Source organism: Bradyrhizobium sp. WYCCWR 12699, assembly GCF_032144035.1.
Taxonomy (GTDB): Bacteria; Pseudomonadota; Alphaproteobacteria; order Rhizobiales; family Xanthobacteraceae; genus Bradyrhizobium.
Genome location: NZ_JAVTJN010000039.1, coordinates 1,018,586 through 1,033,937 on the forward strand (window position 1 = coordinate 1,018,586; position 15,352 = coordinate 1,033,937).

The window sequence follows — 15,352 nt, forward strand, 5'->3', positions numbered from 1 at the left end:
TGCCGGGGCGCATATTTGATTTTTGACGCGGTCTTGTCCATGGTGATCAGAGCATAGCAAGCAATCTTGCGCGCAGCGGCTGATGCGCATCTGTGCCAAAAAACGGGAAACGCGCCATGAACCTTTTCGACCTCACCGGCCGCGTCGCCGTGATCACCGGCGGCAATGGCGGCATCGGGCTCGGCATCGCGCAGGCGCTCGCGGGCCAGGGCTGCAACGTCTCGATCTGGGGCCGCAATGCCGAGAAGAACAAGGCCGCCGCCGCGAGCCTGTCGGGGCTCTCCGGCAAGGTCGACAGCCGCGTCTGCGACGTCACCGATCCGGCCTCGGTCAATGCTGCGATGAAGGCGACGCTCGACACTTTCGGCCGGGTCGACGGCTGCTTCGCCAATGCCGGCATCGGCGGCGGCGGCCGACGCTCCTTCATCGAGCGCACCGAGGAGGAATGGCGCACGATGTTTGCCACCAATCTCGACGGCGTGTTCCATGCCTTCCAGGCTGCCGCGCGGCACATGACCGAGCGCGCCAATGCCGGCGACCCCTTCGGCCGACTGGTTGCGACCTCGAGCCTCGCCTCGATCTTCGGCACCGCGCGCAACGAGCATTATGCCGCGACCAAGGCCGCGATCAACGCGCTGGTGCGCGCGCTCGGCGTCGAGCTCGCCCGCCACGGCGTCACCGCGAACGCGATCCTGCCGGGCTGGATCAAGAGCGACATGACCGCAGGCATCATGGCGAACGAGAAATTCGTCGCCAACGTGATGCCGCGGATTCCGGTGCGGCGCTTCGGCGAACCATCCGATTTCGGCGGCATCGCGGTGTATCTGATGAGCAAGGCGTCGTCGTATCATACGGCCGATACGTTCGTGATCGACGGCGGCTATACGGCGTTTTGATTTTGTAGCCCGGATGGAGCGAAGCGCAATCCGGGACCGCACAAGCAAACAAGACCCGGATTTCGCTTCGCTCCATCCGGGCTACAATACTGAGGGAATGGGCAAATGTTCTCGCACATCATGATCGGCACCAACGATCTCGACAAGGCCAAGACGTTCTACGACAATTTGCTGAGCACGCTCGAGGTCCGGCCCGCCAGGGTCGACGGTCACCGCATCTTCTACATCACCAAGACCGGCGTGTTCTCGGTGTCGAAGCCGATCAACGGCGAGCCCGCGACCTGCGCGAACGGCGGCACGATCGGCTTTGCCGCCAATTCGCCGGAACAGGTCGATGCCTGGCATGCGGCGGGCGTTGCCGCCGGCGCAAAACCGATCGAGGATCCGCCCGGCATCCGCCAGGGCCCCGGCGGCAAGCTCTATCTCGCCTATTTGCGCGATCTCGACGGCAACAAGATCTGCGCGATGCATCGGCTGCCGAACTAAACCTCACGCTCGGTGGATTCCCCGCGAAAGCGGGGAATCCAATACGCCGCGACCTCTTGATCCAATCGTCGCTGTCTCTGGAATACTGGATCGCCCGGTCTTCGCCGGGCGATGACAGCGGCGTGTGAGGCGCGGACTTGCCGCCTCTCCACTCCATTCAAACAACATTTCAAACGAGCTCGCCAAATTCCATCGCGTGGCATGGCTCCGCGTGAAAAATGCGCGCTCGCACTTTGGCCGCGCTGGCACTATTCTGCCGCCAGAACGATCTCAGCGTCCCCGGGAGGAACAATGACAAAACACACTTATATTCCCCGCACCACCAACTACACCCTCAATCCCGGCGACGAGCTCAACGACCTCCGGATGTCGGACCAGGTCCGGCCGCTCTACGATCACGTCAAGAAGTTCATCCGCGACACCGTCGAGCCGATGTCGATCGAGTTCGCCAAGGCCGGCGAAGGCAAGGAAGACCGCTGGAGCTTTACGCCGAAGCAGCTCGAGGTGCTGGAGAAGGCCAAGAACAAGGCCAAGCAGGAAGGCCTCTGGAACTTCTTCCTGCCCGACGACGAGACCGGCCAGGGCCTGAAAAACCTCGACTACGCCTATATCGCCTCCGAGCTCGGCAAGAGTCCGCTGGCATCGGAGAGCATGAACTGCTCGGCGCCCGACACCGGCAACATGGAGGTGCTGGAGCGCGTCGGCACCAAGGAGCAGAAGGAGAAGTGGCTGAAGCCGCTGCTCAACGGCGAGATCCGCTCGGCCTATGTCATGACCGAGCCGAACGTCGCCTCCTCCGACGCCAAGAACATCTCGACGACCGCAAAACTGGTCGGTGACGAATGGGTCATCAACGGCGAGAAGTACTACATCTCCGGCGTCGGCGATCCCCGCTGCAAGATCCTCATCGTGATGGTGAAGACCAATCCGGACGCGGCGCCGAGCAAGCAGCAGTCGCAGATCCTGGTGCCGCGCGACACGCCCGGCGTCGAGGTGCTCGGGCCCATGTACGTGTTCGGCCAGGACCATGCGCCGCGCGGCCACATGCACATGCGCTTCAACAATGTGCGCGTGCCCAAGGAGAACATGCTGCTCGGCGAAGGCCGCGGCTTCGAGATCTCGCAGCTCCGTCTCGGACCGGGGCGCATCCATCACTGCATGCGCACCATCGGCAAGGCCGAGAAGGCGCTCGACCTGATGGTGCAGCGTGGCCTCACCCGCGAAGCCTTCGGCAAGAAGATCGCCCATCTCGGCGGCAACATGCAAATCATCGCGCAGGCGCGGTGCGAGATCGAGGCGATGCGGCTGATGGTGCTGAAGGCCGCCAAGGCGATGGACGTGCTCGGCAACAAGGAGGCCCGCGTCTGGGTCTCCATGGTCAAGGCCATGGTGCCGGAGCGCGCCTGCAAGATCATCGACCAGGCGATCCAGATGCACGGCGCCACCGGCATCTCGCACTGGACTCCCCTCGCCGAGATGTACCAGGACGTGCGTCACCTGCGCTTTGCGGATGGTCCGGACGAGGTGCACTGGATGGTGGTCGGGCGCCACGAGCTGAGCATGGCGTGATCCCAACTCCTCATGCGCGGGCCTGACCCGCGCATCCATCGTGAGGAGCATGTCTTCAGGATTGACGGATTGCCGGGGCAAGCCCGGCAATGACGACTTGCCCAGGAGCCATCATGGACTACGCCGCCAGCGAGCTGACGCCGCGCGAGCGCTACAAGGTGCTGACGTCCTTCATCCTGCCGCGGCCGATCGCGTGGGTCACGACGCTCGGGCCGACCGGCGTCGTCAACGCAGCGCCATTCAGCTTCTTCAACGCCTTCTGCGAGGATCCGCCACTCTGCATGTTCGCGGCCAACCGCAAGCCTGACGGTGAGGACAAGGACACCTTCCTCAACATCCAGCGCACCGGCGAATTCGTGGTCAATATCGCTGATGAGCCGCTGGCGCGAGCGATGCACGAGAGCAGCGGCGACTTTCCGCCTGAGATCGGTGAGCCAGATTATCTCGGCCTCAAGCTTGCGCCCTCGACGACAATCGCGGTGCCGCGGCTCGCCGACACGCCCTGGGCGATGGAGTGCAAGCTCTGGAAGCTGATCGACGTCAACGACGATCGCAAACTGATCATGGGCGAAGGCCTCCACTTCCACATTCGCGACGAGCTGTGGGATGACGAGACGATGCGGGTGCACATGGACCGCTATCACCCGATCGGCCGCATGTTCGCCGACCGCTACTGCCGTACCGACGACCGCGTGGTGTTTCCGGCGGCGGAAGGCGCAAAGACCAAATAGTCGTACCCAGGAGCGAAACGATGCCGGAAGCCTTTCGCGACAATGAAGAACGCGAGCGGTTCGAGCTCGACGTCGACGGGCCGATCGCCTTCGTCACCTACCGCAAGACCGACGGCGCGATCACGCTGGTGCACACCGAGGTGCCGCCGGAGCTCGGCGGCCGCGGCATCGGCTCGAAGCTCGGCCGCGCCACGCTGGATGCGGTGCGGGCGCAGGGCCGCAAGCTCTTGGTCGAGTGCGATTTCATTCGCAATTTCATGCGGAAGAGTCCTGAATACAACGATCTCCTCGCCGAGGGAAGGAATACGCATGCCGAGCCACAGGCGAGCTATCGCGCCGGCTGTTTCTGTGGCGCGGTCGAGGTCGAGGTCGCCGGCAAACCGATGTTTGCCGGCTATTGCCATTGCGCCGATTGCCAAGCCTGGTCGGCGGCGCCGATCAACGCCTTCAGCCTGTGGAAGTCGGACGCTGTGCGCATCATTAAGGGCGAGACAGAGCTCGGGACGTTCAACAAGACCGAGCATTCCTATCGAAAGTTCTGCAAGCGCTGCGGCGGCCACGTCATGACCGAGCATCCGCGGATGCGGCTGATCGACGTCTACGCCAATCTGCTGAAGGGATACCGACACCAGCCGACCCTGCACGCGAACTACGCGAGCAAGATGGTCTCGGTTAGGGATGGCCTGCCGAAATATGCCGACCTGCCCGCGGATCTTGGCGGCTCCGGGGAAATTTTGCCGGATTGATCGCGTAGGGCGGATTGGCTCGCGGCTGCGCGAAGCGCAGTCCGCCGGCACAATCCGCCGAACGCCTACATGACGAAGAGTGGCGGATTACGCCTTCGGCTAATCCGCCCTACGCACCTACGTCGCAGGCTCGATCTTGTCCTGCGTCTTGGTCTCGAAATCGCCGGCGTCGTGCCGCTCGTGCAGCTGGCTGGCGGGATCGCCGGAGACGCGGTTGACCATGCGGCCGCGCTTCACGGCGGGGCGCTGCGCGATCTGGTCGGTCCAGCGCTGCACGTTCTTGTAGTCCTGCACCGACAAAAACTCGCCGGCGCCATAGACCAGCCCCTTGGCGAGCGCGCCGTACCACGGCCACACCGCCATGTCGGCGATCGTGTACTCCTTGCCTGCGAGATATTCGTTGTCGGCAAGGCGCCGGTCGAGCACGTCGAGCTGGCGTTTGGTCTCCATCGCAAAGCGGTCGATGGCGTATTCGATCTTGGTCGGCGCGTAGGCGTAGAAATGGCCGAAGCCGCCGCCGAGATAGGGCGCGCTGCCCATCTGCCAGAACAGCCAGGACATCGCCTCGGTGCGGGCCTTGACGTCCTTCGGCAGGAAGGCGCCGAACTTCTCGGCGAGGTAGAACAGGATCGAGCCGGATTCGAACACCCGGATCGGCTCCGGACCCGAGCGGTCCATCAGCGCCGGGATCTTCGAGTTCGGGTTGATGGCGACGAAGCCGGTGCCGAACTGGTCGCCATTGCCGATCTTGATCAGCCAGGCGTCGTATTCGGCACCCTTGTGGCCGAGGGCCAGCAGCTCCTCCAGCATCACCGTGACCTTGACCCCGTTCGGGGTGGCCAGCGAATAGAGCTGCAGCGGGTGCTTGCCGACCGGGAGCTCCTTGTCATGGGTGGGGCCGGCGATCGGGCGATTGATGCTGGCGAACTGCCCGCCATTCTCCTTGTTCCAGGTCCAGACTTTGGGCGGCACGTAGGCGGGGGTGTCGGTCATGCGGGGGCTCCGGCGGAAAGATGCGCCTGCATTAATTAGCCCTGGAATGGCCGATGACAAGGGCACGGCAACGCATTGCCGGCCGCGACAACTTCACGTTTTGTCATGGCAGGCGGCCCTCCCCGTCATTCGGGGCGCCCACAGGGCGAGCCCCGGAATGACGGGCGGTCGGCGAGTGGGAAGCGCGCGACGCCTACACACAAGATGCCTCGCCGAATCCGGCATGTCATCGATTGGCTCGCGTCACTTTGCTTCGCCAGCGAAAACAACGAAAATGCGAAGGCCGCCGGGAGAGAGAGCCATGAAATCGCCGATCTGCGACATGCTGGGAATCGAGTTCCCGCTGCTGGCCTTCAGCCATTGCCGCGACGTCGTCGCCGCCGTCAGCCGCGCAGGCGGCTTCGGCGTGCTGGGGGCGACCGTGCACACGCCCGATACGCTCGAACGCGAGTTGAAGTGGATCGACGATCACGTCGACGGCAAGCCCTACGGCATCGACGTGCTGATCCCCGAGAACATCTCGACGGCGGGCGAGAAGGACGTCACCTGGAAGAGCCTGGAAGCGCGCGTGCCGCAAGAGCACCGCGCCTACACGCGCGAGCTCCTGAAGAAATACGACATCGAACTGGCGAGCACGGAGGTCGCAGCCGATCAGCCGCAGCCGTTCGACGGAAAAACCGCGCTGCAGCTGCTCGAGGTCTCCTTCAATCATCCGATCCGCCTCATCGCCAACGCGCTCGGCGTGCCGCCCAAGGCGATGATCGAGATGGGCAAGAAACACGGCGTGCCGGTCGCAGCGCTGGTCGGCGCCAAGGAGCATGCGCTGCGCCAGGTCGCGGCCGGCGTCGACATTCTCGTGGTGCAGGGCACCGAAGCCGGCGGTCATTGCGGCGAGGTCTCGACCATGGTGCTGGTGCCGGAGGTGATCAAGGCGATCAAGCCCATTCGCGACGTGCCGGTGCTAGCGGCCGGCGGCATCATGACCGGACGGCAGATGGCGGCCTGCATGGCAATGGGCGCGGCCGGCGCCTGGACCGGCTCGGTGTGGCTCGCGACGGTGGAAGCCGAAACCACGGAGATCTTCCGCGAGAAGATGATCGCGGCGTCCTCGCGCGACGCCGTGCGCTCCAAGGGACGCACCGGCAAGCCGGCGCGGCAGCTCCGTTCGGTCTGGACCGACGCCTGGGACCGCGCGCCGGACAGCCCGGGCGCATTGCCGATGCCGCTGCAGAGCATCATCAGCCGCGATGCGTTTCATTCGATCGATCGCGCGGCCGCGAGCGGCAACGCCAGGGCGCGCGATCTCGTCAGCTATTTCGTCGGCCAGGGCGTCGGGCTGATCGACAGCGTGAAGTCGGCGGGTGCCGTGGTGCAGGAGTTCAAGGTAGATTTCGCCGAAGCCGTCGAGCACATGAATGCGCTGGTGGCGGAATGATAGACCCTCATGGTGAGGAGGCGCGCAAGCGCCGTCTCGAACCACGAGAGCCCGCGGCCCATCCTTTGAGACGCCTGCTTCGCGGGCTCCTCGGGATGAGGTCGGAGATTTCTGAGAGAGTGAAGAAGCAAGAAAAATGACGACTGTTTCCCCCGAACGCATCCCCGTCATCGTCGGCATCGGCGAGATCGTCGACCGCCCGAAGGAGATCACCGAAGGCCTCGAGCCGCTCGACCTGCTCGAACAGGCGCTGCGGCGCGCCGAGGCGGATGCCGGTGCAAAGCTGCTCGGCGAGGTGCAGTCGCTCGACGTCGTCAACTTCCTGAGCTGGCGCTATCGCGATCCGGAAAAGCTGCTGGCGCAACGCCTCGGCATTTCGCCAGCGCATTGCTATTACGGCCCGGTCGGCGGCGAGAGCCCGATCCGCTACATCCACGAGGCGGCCAAGCGTATCGCCCGCGGCGAATGCACAGCGGCCGCAATCTGCGGCGCCGAGGCGCAATCGACCGCGACCAAGGCGGAGCGTGCCGGCGCAAAACTGCCATGGACGCCGTTCGCCCATGACGTCGAGGAGCCCAAGCGCGGCGCGGCGTTCCAGAAGCCTCTGGCGGTGAAGCTAGGGGTGTTCCGGCCCGTCACGGTCTATCCATTCTACGAGGCCGCCTCCTCCGCGCATTGGGGCCAGACGCCGCGCGAGGCGATGGCGGAATCGGGCATGCTGTGGTCGCGCTATTCGGAGGCCGCCGCGCAAAATCCCAATGCGTGGCTGAAGCGGCGCTATGCGCCGGAGGAGATCACGACGCCGAGCGCGGACAATCGCCTGATCGCGTGGCCCTACAACAAGCTGATGGTCGCCAATCCCAGCGTCAACATGGGCGGCGCACTGCTGCTCACCAGCCTCGCCAAGGCGCGCGCGCTCGGCATCGCGGAGGACAAACTGGTCTATCCGCTCGGCGGCGCCTCGGCGGAAGAGCCGCGCGACTATCTGCTCCGCGACCAGTTCTACGAGAGCCATCCGCAGAACGCGGTGCTCAAAGCGGTGGTGGACCTCGCCGGCGGCGACGGGAAAAAGTTCGACGCGATCGAGCTCTATAGCTGCTTCCCCTGCGTGCCCAAGATGGCACGGCGCACGCTTGGCCTTGGTGCCGACGTGCAGCCGACCGTGACCGGCGGCCTCACCTTCTTCGGCGCACCGCTCAATACCTACATGACGCATGCGGCCTGCGCGATGGTGCGGCGCCTGCGCGACGGCGCCAGGCTCGGCCTGCTCTATGGCCAGGGCGGCTTCGTCACCAAGCACCACGCGCTGGTGGTGGCGAAGGCGCCGCCGCGCGAGGCGCTGGCGCAGGAAACCAGCGTGCAAGCTGAAGCCGACCGCAACAAGCGCGCGGTGCCGGAGTTCGTTGACGTGACCTCGGGCAAGGGCAGGGTCGAGAGCTTTACGGTGCTCTACGGCCGTGGCGGCGATGTCGAGCATGGCGTGGTGATGCTGCGGACGGCGGATGACCGGCGCACATTGGCGCGGATACCGGCGAGCGATGAAGCGACGCTGGCGCATCTGCTCGATATGGACCGGACGCCGGTGGGATCGCTGGGCGAGATCACGATGGCCGCGGATGGTGTGCCCGAGTGGCGCGTCGCCTAGCTTGTTCTCGTGTCCCGGACGCGGTGCGGCGCGAAGGGCCGCTCCGCAGAGCCGGGACCTAGAAAGCGACATGCTACGGCGCGAAGAGATGGGCCCCGGCTCTGCAGCGCACCACTGCGTGCTGCGCTGCGTCCGGGGAACGGGACTGCCCTACCCCTTCGGCGCCTGCTTCTCCGACGCCGTCGCCGGCTTGCCCCTGGCGCCGACCACGCGCACCGGATCGCCGTCGGAGAGGCCGTCCGGCGGGGCCGTGATGACGCGGTCGTCCGCAGCGATCCCCGAGGCGAGCTCGATCTCGCGGCCGAGGTCGCGGGCGATGGTCACCGGCTTGAACAGCACCTTGTCGTCCGCGCCGACGGTTGCGACGCGCAAGCCGCTGCCGTTGAATATCAGGGCGCTGGCGGGGATGCTGAGCGGCGCGGAATCGCGCTGCAGGTTGAGCTTCACGCTGGCATAGCCGCCGGGCATCAGCTCTCCGCTCGAATTGTCGAGCCCGAGCTGCATGCGCGTCGTGCCGGAGGCAACGTCGACGGCCTGCGAGGACGCCTCCACCGTCGCCTGGAAATTCCGGTTCGGATATTCCGGCAGCGCGATCGTCGCCTTGGCGCCGATCTTGATCGCCGGCACGTAATTCTGGGGGACATTGACGTAGACGCGCAGCTTGGTGATGTCCGAGACCACGAACATCGCCGGACCGGAGCCGCCGCCGGCATTGATCAGAGCGCCGACGTCGGTGTCGCGCGCGGTGACGATGCCGTCGAACGGCGCGGTGATCTTCTTGTAACCGGCCAGCGCCTCCAGCCGTTCGACATTGGCCTTGCCCGAATTGACGGCGGCGTTCTTGTTGGAGAGGTCGGCAGTGCGCTCGTCGATCTCCTGCGCCGAGACGAAGTTGGAGGCGACCAGCGTCTTGCGCCGGTTCAGCGTTGCCTCCGACAGCCTCGCGCTGGCCTGCTGGCTGGCGAGGTCAGCTCTGGCTTGCAAGAGCTGCTGATCGAGATCGGGCGCCTCGATCTCGGCGATCACCTGCCCCGCCTTGACGCGCGCGCCGATGTCGGCGCTCCAGCTCTTCAGATAACCCGACACGCGGGCGAAGATCGGCGCGCGGTAATAGGCTTCCAGCCGGCCCGGCAGGTCGATGGTGGCGCTCTGCGCCTTGGCGCTCGGCTGTATCACCGCCACGCTCGGAATGGCCTGGTCATCGGTCCATTCCCTCAGCTTGGAGCCCTGCTCCTCGCGGGCACGGATGCCCGTGCCGACGACGAGGCCAGCCGCGATCAGCGCCACCACGCCGAAGATGCCCAGTTTCCGGCGCGACACCGGGGAGCCGGATTCAGTGGGCGACATGCGAGGTCTCCAAAGGGGCGGCGACTTTGACGCCTTGTTTCTTGTGTACCATACTGAACACCACGGGAACAAACATCAGCGTGGCGAAGGTTGCAAAGATCAGGCCGCCGATCACCGCGCGGCCAAGCGGCGCATTCTGCTCGCCGCCCTCGCCCAGCCCCAGCGCCATCGGCGCCATTCCGATGATCATGGCGAGCGCGGTCATCAGCACCGGGCGGAACCGGACGAAGCCGGCCTCGAGCGCGGCGGCAATGGGATCGCCGAGCGCCTCGTAGCGCTCGCGCGCGAAGGAGATCACGAGCACGCTGTTGGCGGTGGCAACGCCCATGCACATGATGGCGCCCGTCAGCGCGGGGACCGACAGCGTGGTCCCGGTCGTGAACAGCATCCAGACGATGCCGGCGAGCGCAGCCGGCAGCGCCGTGATGATCACGAAGGGATCGGACCAGGACTGGAAGTTCACGACGATCAGGAAATAGATCAGCACGACGGCACCGAGCAGCCCGAACAACAGGCCGGTGAAGGCACTGTTCATGGTCTGCACCTGTCCGAGCAGCACCACGGAGGATCCTTTTGGCACCTCTTTGGCCGTATCCGCAATCACCTGGCGGATGTCGGCGGCGACTGCGCCGAGGTCGCGGCCCGAGGTCGTCGCAAAAATCTGCACCATCGACTGGATGTCGTATTGCGAGACCACCGCGCTCGAGGCCGAGCGCCTGATGTCGGCGATGCCGCCGAGGATCGGCGACTGCGCATTGCCGGCCGCGGTGATCGGCAGCGTCTGCAGCGCGCTGAGCGAGTCGATCTGGTATTGCGGCGTCTGCATCACGATCGAATAGGACACGCCATTGTCGGGATTGAGGTAATAGGTCGGCGCGACCTGCGAGGATCCTGCGAGATTGACCACGAGGCTGTTGGTGACGTCGCGCTCGGTCAGGCCGACATATTGCGCGCGGGTGCGGTCGACATCGATGTTGAAGGTTGGCGCGTTCGGCGATTGCTGGATGCGCGCATCGGCCACACCCGGGATCCTGCGGACCTTTGCCAGCAGGGTGTTGGCGTAAGCGAAGTTGGCGGCGAGATTGGCGCCGCGGATCTGCAGGTCGATCGGCGCCGGCGCGCCGAAATTCAGGATCTGGCTGACGATGTCGGCGGGCAGGAAGGCGAAGCTAACGCCGGGGAACAACCGCGGCAATTGCTCGCGCAGCACGCGCACATGCTCTTCCGTCGGCTTGTGGCCCTCCTTCAGCTTGATCTGGATGTCGCCGTCCTGCGGGCCGATGACGCCGGTGTTGTTGTAGGTCATGTTGATGCCGGAGATCGGCATGCCGATGTTGTCGGTCATGGTCTCGATCTCGCCGGGGATCAGCTTGCGCACCGCCTTCTGCACCTCGGCGAGCTGGTTGGCGGTCTCCTCGACGCGGGTGCCGACCTGGGTTCGGACATGCATCAGGATGTTGCCGGCATCGACCGCGGGAAAGAAGTTGCGCCCCAGGAACGGCACCAGCGCGAAGGACGCGCCGACCACGCAGAGGAAGCCGATCACGAACACCGCACGGTGGGCCAGCGCAAGGCCGAGGAAATCATGGTAGCCGCCGCGGATGCGCTCGAACCGCGCCTCGAAGCCGCGCTGGAACCAGACCAGCGGATTGCGCGATTTCGGCGGGGCGCCGTCGTGGTGGACATGCGCCTGCAATAGATAGTTCGCCATGGTCGGCACCAGCGTACGCGACAGGATGAACGACCAGATCATCGCGAACATCACGGCTTCCGCCATCGGCACGAACAGGAAGCGCGCGACGCCGCTGAGGAAGAACATCGGGACGAACACGATGCAGATGCAGAGCAGCGAGACGAAGGCCGGCGTCACGATCTGGTTGGCGCCGTCGAGGATCGACTGCTCGACCGGCTTGCCCTGCTCCAAATGGTAGTTGATGTTCTCGATGGTCACGGTGGCGTCGTCGACGAGGATGCCGACCGCGAGCGCGAGGCCGCCAAGCGTCATGATGTTCAGCGTCTCGCCGATCGCCGACAGCATGATGATGGCGCCCAGCACCGAGAGCGGGATCGAGACCGCGATGATGATGGTCGAACGCCAGCTGCCGAGGAACAACAGGATCATGACGCTGGTCAGCAGCGCCGCGATCACGCCCTCGACCGCGACGCCTTGAATCGCGCCGCGGACGAACACCGACTGGTCGCCGATGAAGCCGATCTTCAGTGCGTCGGGGAGCTGGTCCTTGACGTCAATCACCTTCTGCTTGATGCCGGCGATGATGTCGAGCGTCGAGGTCGCGCCTGCCTTCAGCACCATCATCAGCACCGAGCGGTTGCCGTCGACATGAACGATGTTGGTCTGCGGCGGATTGCCGTCGCGTACACTCGCAACGTCGCGCACATAGACCATGGCGCCGTTGACGGTCTTGATTGGAAGGTTGCCGAGCTCGTCGATCTTCAGCGGCGAATTGTTGAGCTGGATGTTGTATTCGAACTGGCCGATCTTCTGGGTGCCGACCGGCGTGATCAGGTTTTGCGCGGCCAGCGCGTTGGCGACGTCCTGGCCGGATAGCCCGCGGGCCTGGAGCGCGGTGGGATCGAGATCGATCTGGACCTGGCGCTGCTTGCCGCCGAACGGATAGGGGATCGCCGCGCCGGGCACGGTGACCAGCGGCGTGCGCAGCTGGTTGATGCCGATGTCGGCGAGGTTCTGCTCGGTCAGGCCATCGCCCGACAGCGCCACCTGGATGATCGGCACGGTGGAGGCCGAGTAGTTCAGGATCAAGGGCGGCGTCGCGCCTGGCGGCATCTGCTTGAGCAGCGTCTGCGAGATCGCGGTGACCTGCGCATTGGCGGTGCGGATGTCGACGTTGGGCTGGAAGAAGATCTTGATGATGCCAAAGCCGTTATAGGAGTTGGCGGTGATGTGCTCGATGTCGTTGACGGTCGTCGTCAGCGCGCGCTGGAACGGCGTGGTGATGCGGCCGGACATTTGGTCGGGCGGCAGGCCGGTGTACTGCCAGACCACGCCGATCACGGGAATGCGGATGTCAGGGAAGATGTCGGTCGGCGTCCGCAGCGCCGCCAGCGGCCCGATGATGAGCAGCAGGAGCGCGAGCACGACGAACGTATACGGCCGGCTCAGGGCAATACGGACCAGAGCAATCATGCGCCAGGCAATTCCAGGTCAAATGAGACTACGGAAGCCGCCCCCACGGCGAACCCCATTCCCCTTTACCGGAGCACCGCCGGAAACGCTAATAACCAGAACTATCCTGCCTTCACTTCCCTGCTACCGCACTGCAAAATCGACATCACAGCCATGCGGTGGCCCGGCTCAAGCGGCGCGTACCGTATCGAGGAACTTTCCGACCTCGAGCTTGAGGCGATTGGAATCGCGTGACAGCATTTGAGCGGCCGATAGCACCTGAGCCGAAGCCGAACCGGTCTCAGTGGCCCCGTGCTCGACATTCCCGACATTGGCCGACACCTGTTGCGTTCCCTGGGCTGCCTTCTGCACGTTGCGCGCGATCTCCTGAGTGGCCGCGCCCTGCTCTTCAACGGCTGCCGCAATGGCGGAGGCGATCTCTGAAAGGTGCCCGATCGAACCGCCTATCTCCCGGATCGCACCGACGGAGTCCTGAGTGGCCGCCTGCATTCCTGCGATGTGCTGGGAAATCTCGCCGGTGGCTCTGGCTGTCTGCTCGGCAAGGGCCTTCACCTCGGATGCAACCACCGCAAAACCCCGGCCGGCCTCGCCGGCACGCGCGGCCTCGATCGTGGCGTTGAGGGCCAGGAGATTGGTCTGTCCGGCGATCTGGTCGATGAGTTCGATGACGTCGCCAATCCTAGAGGCCGCTCGCGACAACTCGCCGATTTTGTCGTTGGTCCTTCCGGCCTGGCCGACGGCCTCGTTGGCCATGCGAGCCTGGTCCTGTACGCGTCGACTGATCTCGGTGACAGAGGAGGAGAGCTGCTCGGTCGCCGACGCGACCGATTCGACGTTGGAGGAAGCTTCGTCCGACGCCGCTGCGACCACGACTGCCAATTGCTGTGCGCGCTCGGCAGTCGTATTCAGCGTGCCCGCCGCAGCTTCGAGTTCGGTAGATGCCGAGGATACCGTGTCGATAATCTCGCCGACGGCGGTTTCAAATGCGCCAGCGAGCCTGTGCATGTCGGCCTTGCGCTGTTCGGCGGCAATCTTATCCTGCGTGATTTTGGCCTCGGCCTCCAAGCGCGCCTTCTCTTCGGCCTTAACCTTAAAGATTTCGACCGCATGCGCCATGTCGCCGATTTCGTCCTTGCGGCCGAGACCGGGCAGAACGACGGAGAAATTGCCGGCGGCAAGTTCGCCCATCGTGGCCGTCAAAGCCGAGAGCGGACGCACGATCCGCGAAATCGCAACCCAGAAGCTCAGAAATGCGAGCCCGATGCTCGCCAGAAGGATTGCAACGCTGACGATCAGATTCGAGGCACTCGCCTTCGCCTGCTCGGCGGCCTCCATATCGGCCGCTGCGCCGATGGCGTCGGCCAGAGCGAGAATGGAATTGATCGCCGTTGTCGCGCGGGTGACGTAGTCATGGCCGCTGATCTTATAGTCGCCGCCCGGGCCAGCCGCGAGGACCTCCGCCCGCAGCGCTCCGTAGGTCTGGAAGTAGTCTTCCTTCACCAGCTTGATGGCTCGTGCGAGCCCCGTCGGCACGTCGCTGCGGTCGGCGATCGGAGCGACTGTCGCCCAAGCGAGTTCCACGTGGCCGCGGAAGGTCGCGATCCGACCGATCCCATCTGCGGCGAGCTTCGCGCGCGAACTGATCAACCCGCCGAGGAACGCACGTTCGCGGCCGGCGTTCTCGGCCATTTCCGCGGTCAGATGCCGAAGACCGACAAGGCGCGCCATCACTGCCGAAGGCGAATTGGTCAGGGTCTCCAAGGTCAGGCGCGGCTTGCTGGCGGCGATCTCGATCAGGTCGGTGATCGCCGGGGCAAAAGCTTTGACCACCTCGCTGTCCCGTTCCGATCCGGACTTTGCTAGATTTGCATCCACCTTGCGGCGCAGGTCCTCAAAGTTCGTGAATGCCCGCTCCGCTTCCGAGATGCGCTGTTCGACGCCCTTCATGGCCGGAACGTCGCGCAGCCGATGGACAGCATCGCGGAAGGCTTGGTCGGACGTCGCGCGCACACCGTCGATCTCCGAACAACGATCGGTCGGAATTACCTCTGGCGAGTTCAGTGCTGCATTGGTCATGCCGCGCTCCTTGGCCCATTGCCCGGCGCTGTGCAGCAGTGATTGGGAAATGCCGTTGAGACCGACGAAGGCCGCGGCCTCCTCGCGATCATGGTAGGCGTGAATGGCTGTGTAGCCGGTTGCCGCGATCCCCATCAAGGCAAGCACCGAGATGATGGCCGGCAGGACCCTGCCTATTCTGAGATGCACCGCTTGCTTCCTTCTTCCGAGCGCCACTTCCGATAACGGAATCGGTCGGTCTCACGAGAACTACCCCACGTTC

11 protein-coding genes are annotated in these 15,352 nt (G+C 64.8%); 7 read left to right on the forward strand and 4 right to left on the reverse strand.

The annotated features are described in order from the left end of the window. Window positions 1–116 precede the first annotated feature (116 nt). From RPS27_RS35455 to RPS27_RS35475, 5 genes are all read left to right on the forward strand, one after another. Window positions 117–896, forward strand: coding sequence for an SDR family NAD(P)-dependent oxidoreductase (locus tag RPS27_RS35455; protein ID WP_194407032.1), 780 nt, complete (start codon window positions 117–119; stop codon window positions 894–896). Window positions 897–1,001: 105 nt separating this feature from the next. Then, window positions 1,002–1,382, forward strand: coding sequence for a VOC family protein (locus tag RPS27_RS35460; protein ID WP_211417748.1), 381 nt, complete (start codon window positions 1,002–1,004; stop codon window positions 1,380–1,382). 291 nt (window positions 1,383–1,673) lie between these two features. Next, window positions 1,674–2,951: an acyl-CoA dehydrogenase family protein gene (locus RPS27_RS35465; protein ID WP_028143270.1), complete on the forward strand. Its 1,278-nt coding sequence runs from the start codon at window positions 1,674–1,676 to the stop codon at window positions 2,949–2,951. Window positions 2,952–3,064: 113 nt separating this feature from the next. Beyond that, complete coding sequence (locus RPS27_RS35470; RefSeq protein WP_212065283.1) at window positions 3,065–3,682, forward strand: flavin reductase family protein; 618 nt, start codon at window positions 3,065–3,067, stop codon at window positions 3,680–3,682. A 20-nt stretch (window positions 3,683–3,702) separates the two neighbouring features. Then, window positions 3,703–4,428, forward strand: coding sequence for an N-acetyltransferase (locus RPS27_RS35475; protein WP_313754995.1), 726 nt, complete (start codon window positions 3,703–3,705; stop codon window positions 4,426–4,428). 117 nt (window positions 4,429–4,545) lie between these two features. Here the strand turns inward: RPS27_RS35475 and yghU are convergent, their stop codons facing one another. Further along, window positions 4,546–5,421 carry a glutathione-dependent disulfide-bond oxidoreductase gene (gene yghU, locus RPS27_RS35480; protein WP_212065284.1) on the reverse strand — a complete coding sequence of 292 codons (876 nt, stop codon included), beginning with the start codon at window positions 5,419–5,421 and terminating at the stop codon, window positions 4,546–4,548. 301 nt (window positions 5,422–5,722) lie between these two features. Here yghU and RPS27_RS35485 point away from each other — a divergent pair, with 301 nt between their 5' ends. Both RPS27_RS35485 and RPS27_RS35490 read left to right on the forward strand, forming a co-directional pair. Beyond that, entirely contained in the window at window positions 5,723–6,856 is a 1,134-nt protein-coding gene (locus RPS27_RS35485; RefSeq protein WP_194407029.1) for a nitronate monooxygenase, read from the forward strand. A gap of 136 nt (window positions 6,857–6,992) precedes the next feature. Next, window positions 6,993–8,501 (forward strand): acetyl-CoA acetyltransferase, encoded by a 1,509-nt coding sequence (locus tag RPS27_RS35490; protein WP_212065285.1) that lies wholly within the window; start codon window positions 6,993–6,995, stop codon window positions 8,499–8,501. Between the two features lie 150 nt (window positions 8,502–8,651). On the opposite strand, the gene RPS27_RS35495 is transcribed toward RPS27_RS35490, so the two are convergent. The 3 genes from RPS27_RS35495 to RPS27_RS35505 all read right to left on the reverse strand — a co-directional run bounded on the left by RPS27_RS35495 (window position 8,652) and on the right by RPS27_RS35505 (window position 15,279). Continuing rightward, on the reverse strand, window positions 8,652–9,848 hold the full coding sequence (locus RPS27_RS35495) for an efflux RND transporter periplasmic adaptor subunit (RefSeq protein ID WP_211417754.1): 1,197 nt from the start codon (window positions 9,846–9,848) through the stop codon (window positions 8,652–8,654). Then, window positions 9,835–13,014, reverse strand: a complete 3,180-nt coding sequence (locus RPS27_RS35500; RefSeq protein WP_212065286.1) for an efflux RND transporter permease subunit — start codon at window positions 13,012–13,014, stop codon at window positions 9,835–9,837. The genes RPS27_RS35495 and RPS27_RS35500 overlap by 14 nt, the downstream gene beginning before the upstream one ends. 168 nt (window positions 13,015–13,182) lie before the next feature. After that, a complete protein-coding gene (locus tag RPS27_RS35505) occupies window positions 13,183–15,279 on the reverse strand; it encodes a methyl-accepting chemotaxis protein (protein WP_313754996.1) in 2,097 nt (698 codons plus the stop codon). Window positions 15,280–15,352: the final 73 nt, after the last annotated feature.

Coding starts and splice junctions, on each gene's coding strand:
- RPS27_RS35455 (WP_194407032.1), top strand. CDS start 117: ATGAACCTTTTCGACCTCACCGGCCGCGTCGCCGTGATCACCGGCGGC.
- RPS27_RS35460 (WP_211417748.1), top strand. CDS start 1,002: ATGTTCTCGCACATCATGATCGGCACCAACGATCTCGACAAGGCCAAG.
- RPS27_RS35465 (WP_028143270.1), top strand. CDS start 1,674: ATGACAAAACACACTTATATTCCCCGCACCACCAACTACACCCTCAAT.
- RPS27_RS35470 (WP_212065283.1), top strand. CDS start 3,065: ATGGACTACGCCGCCAGCGAGCTGACGCCGCGCGAGCGCTACAAGGTG.
- RPS27_RS35475 (WP_313754995.1), top strand. CDS start 3,703: ATGCCGGAAGCCTTTCGCGACAATGAAGAACGCGAGCGGTTCGAGCTC.
- yghU (WP_212065284.1), bottom strand. CDS start 5,421: ATGACCGACACCCCCGCCTACGTGCCGCCCAAAGTCTGGACCTGGAAC.
- RPS27_RS35485 (WP_194407029.1), top strand. CDS start 5,723: ATGAAATCGCCGATCTGCGACATGCTGGGAATCGAGTTCCCGCTGCTG.
- RPS27_RS35490 (WP_212065285.1), top strand. CDS start 6,993: ATGACGACTGTTTCCCCCGAACGCATCCCCGTCATCGTCGGCATCGGC.
- RPS27_RS35495 (WP_211417754.1), bottom strand. CDS start 9,848: ATGTCGCCCACTGAATCCGGCTCCCCGGTGTCGCGCCGGAAACTGGGC.
- RPS27_RS35500 (WP_212065286.1), bottom strand. CDS start 13,014: ATGATTGCTCTGGTCCGTATTGCCCTGAGCCGGCCGTATACGTTCGTC.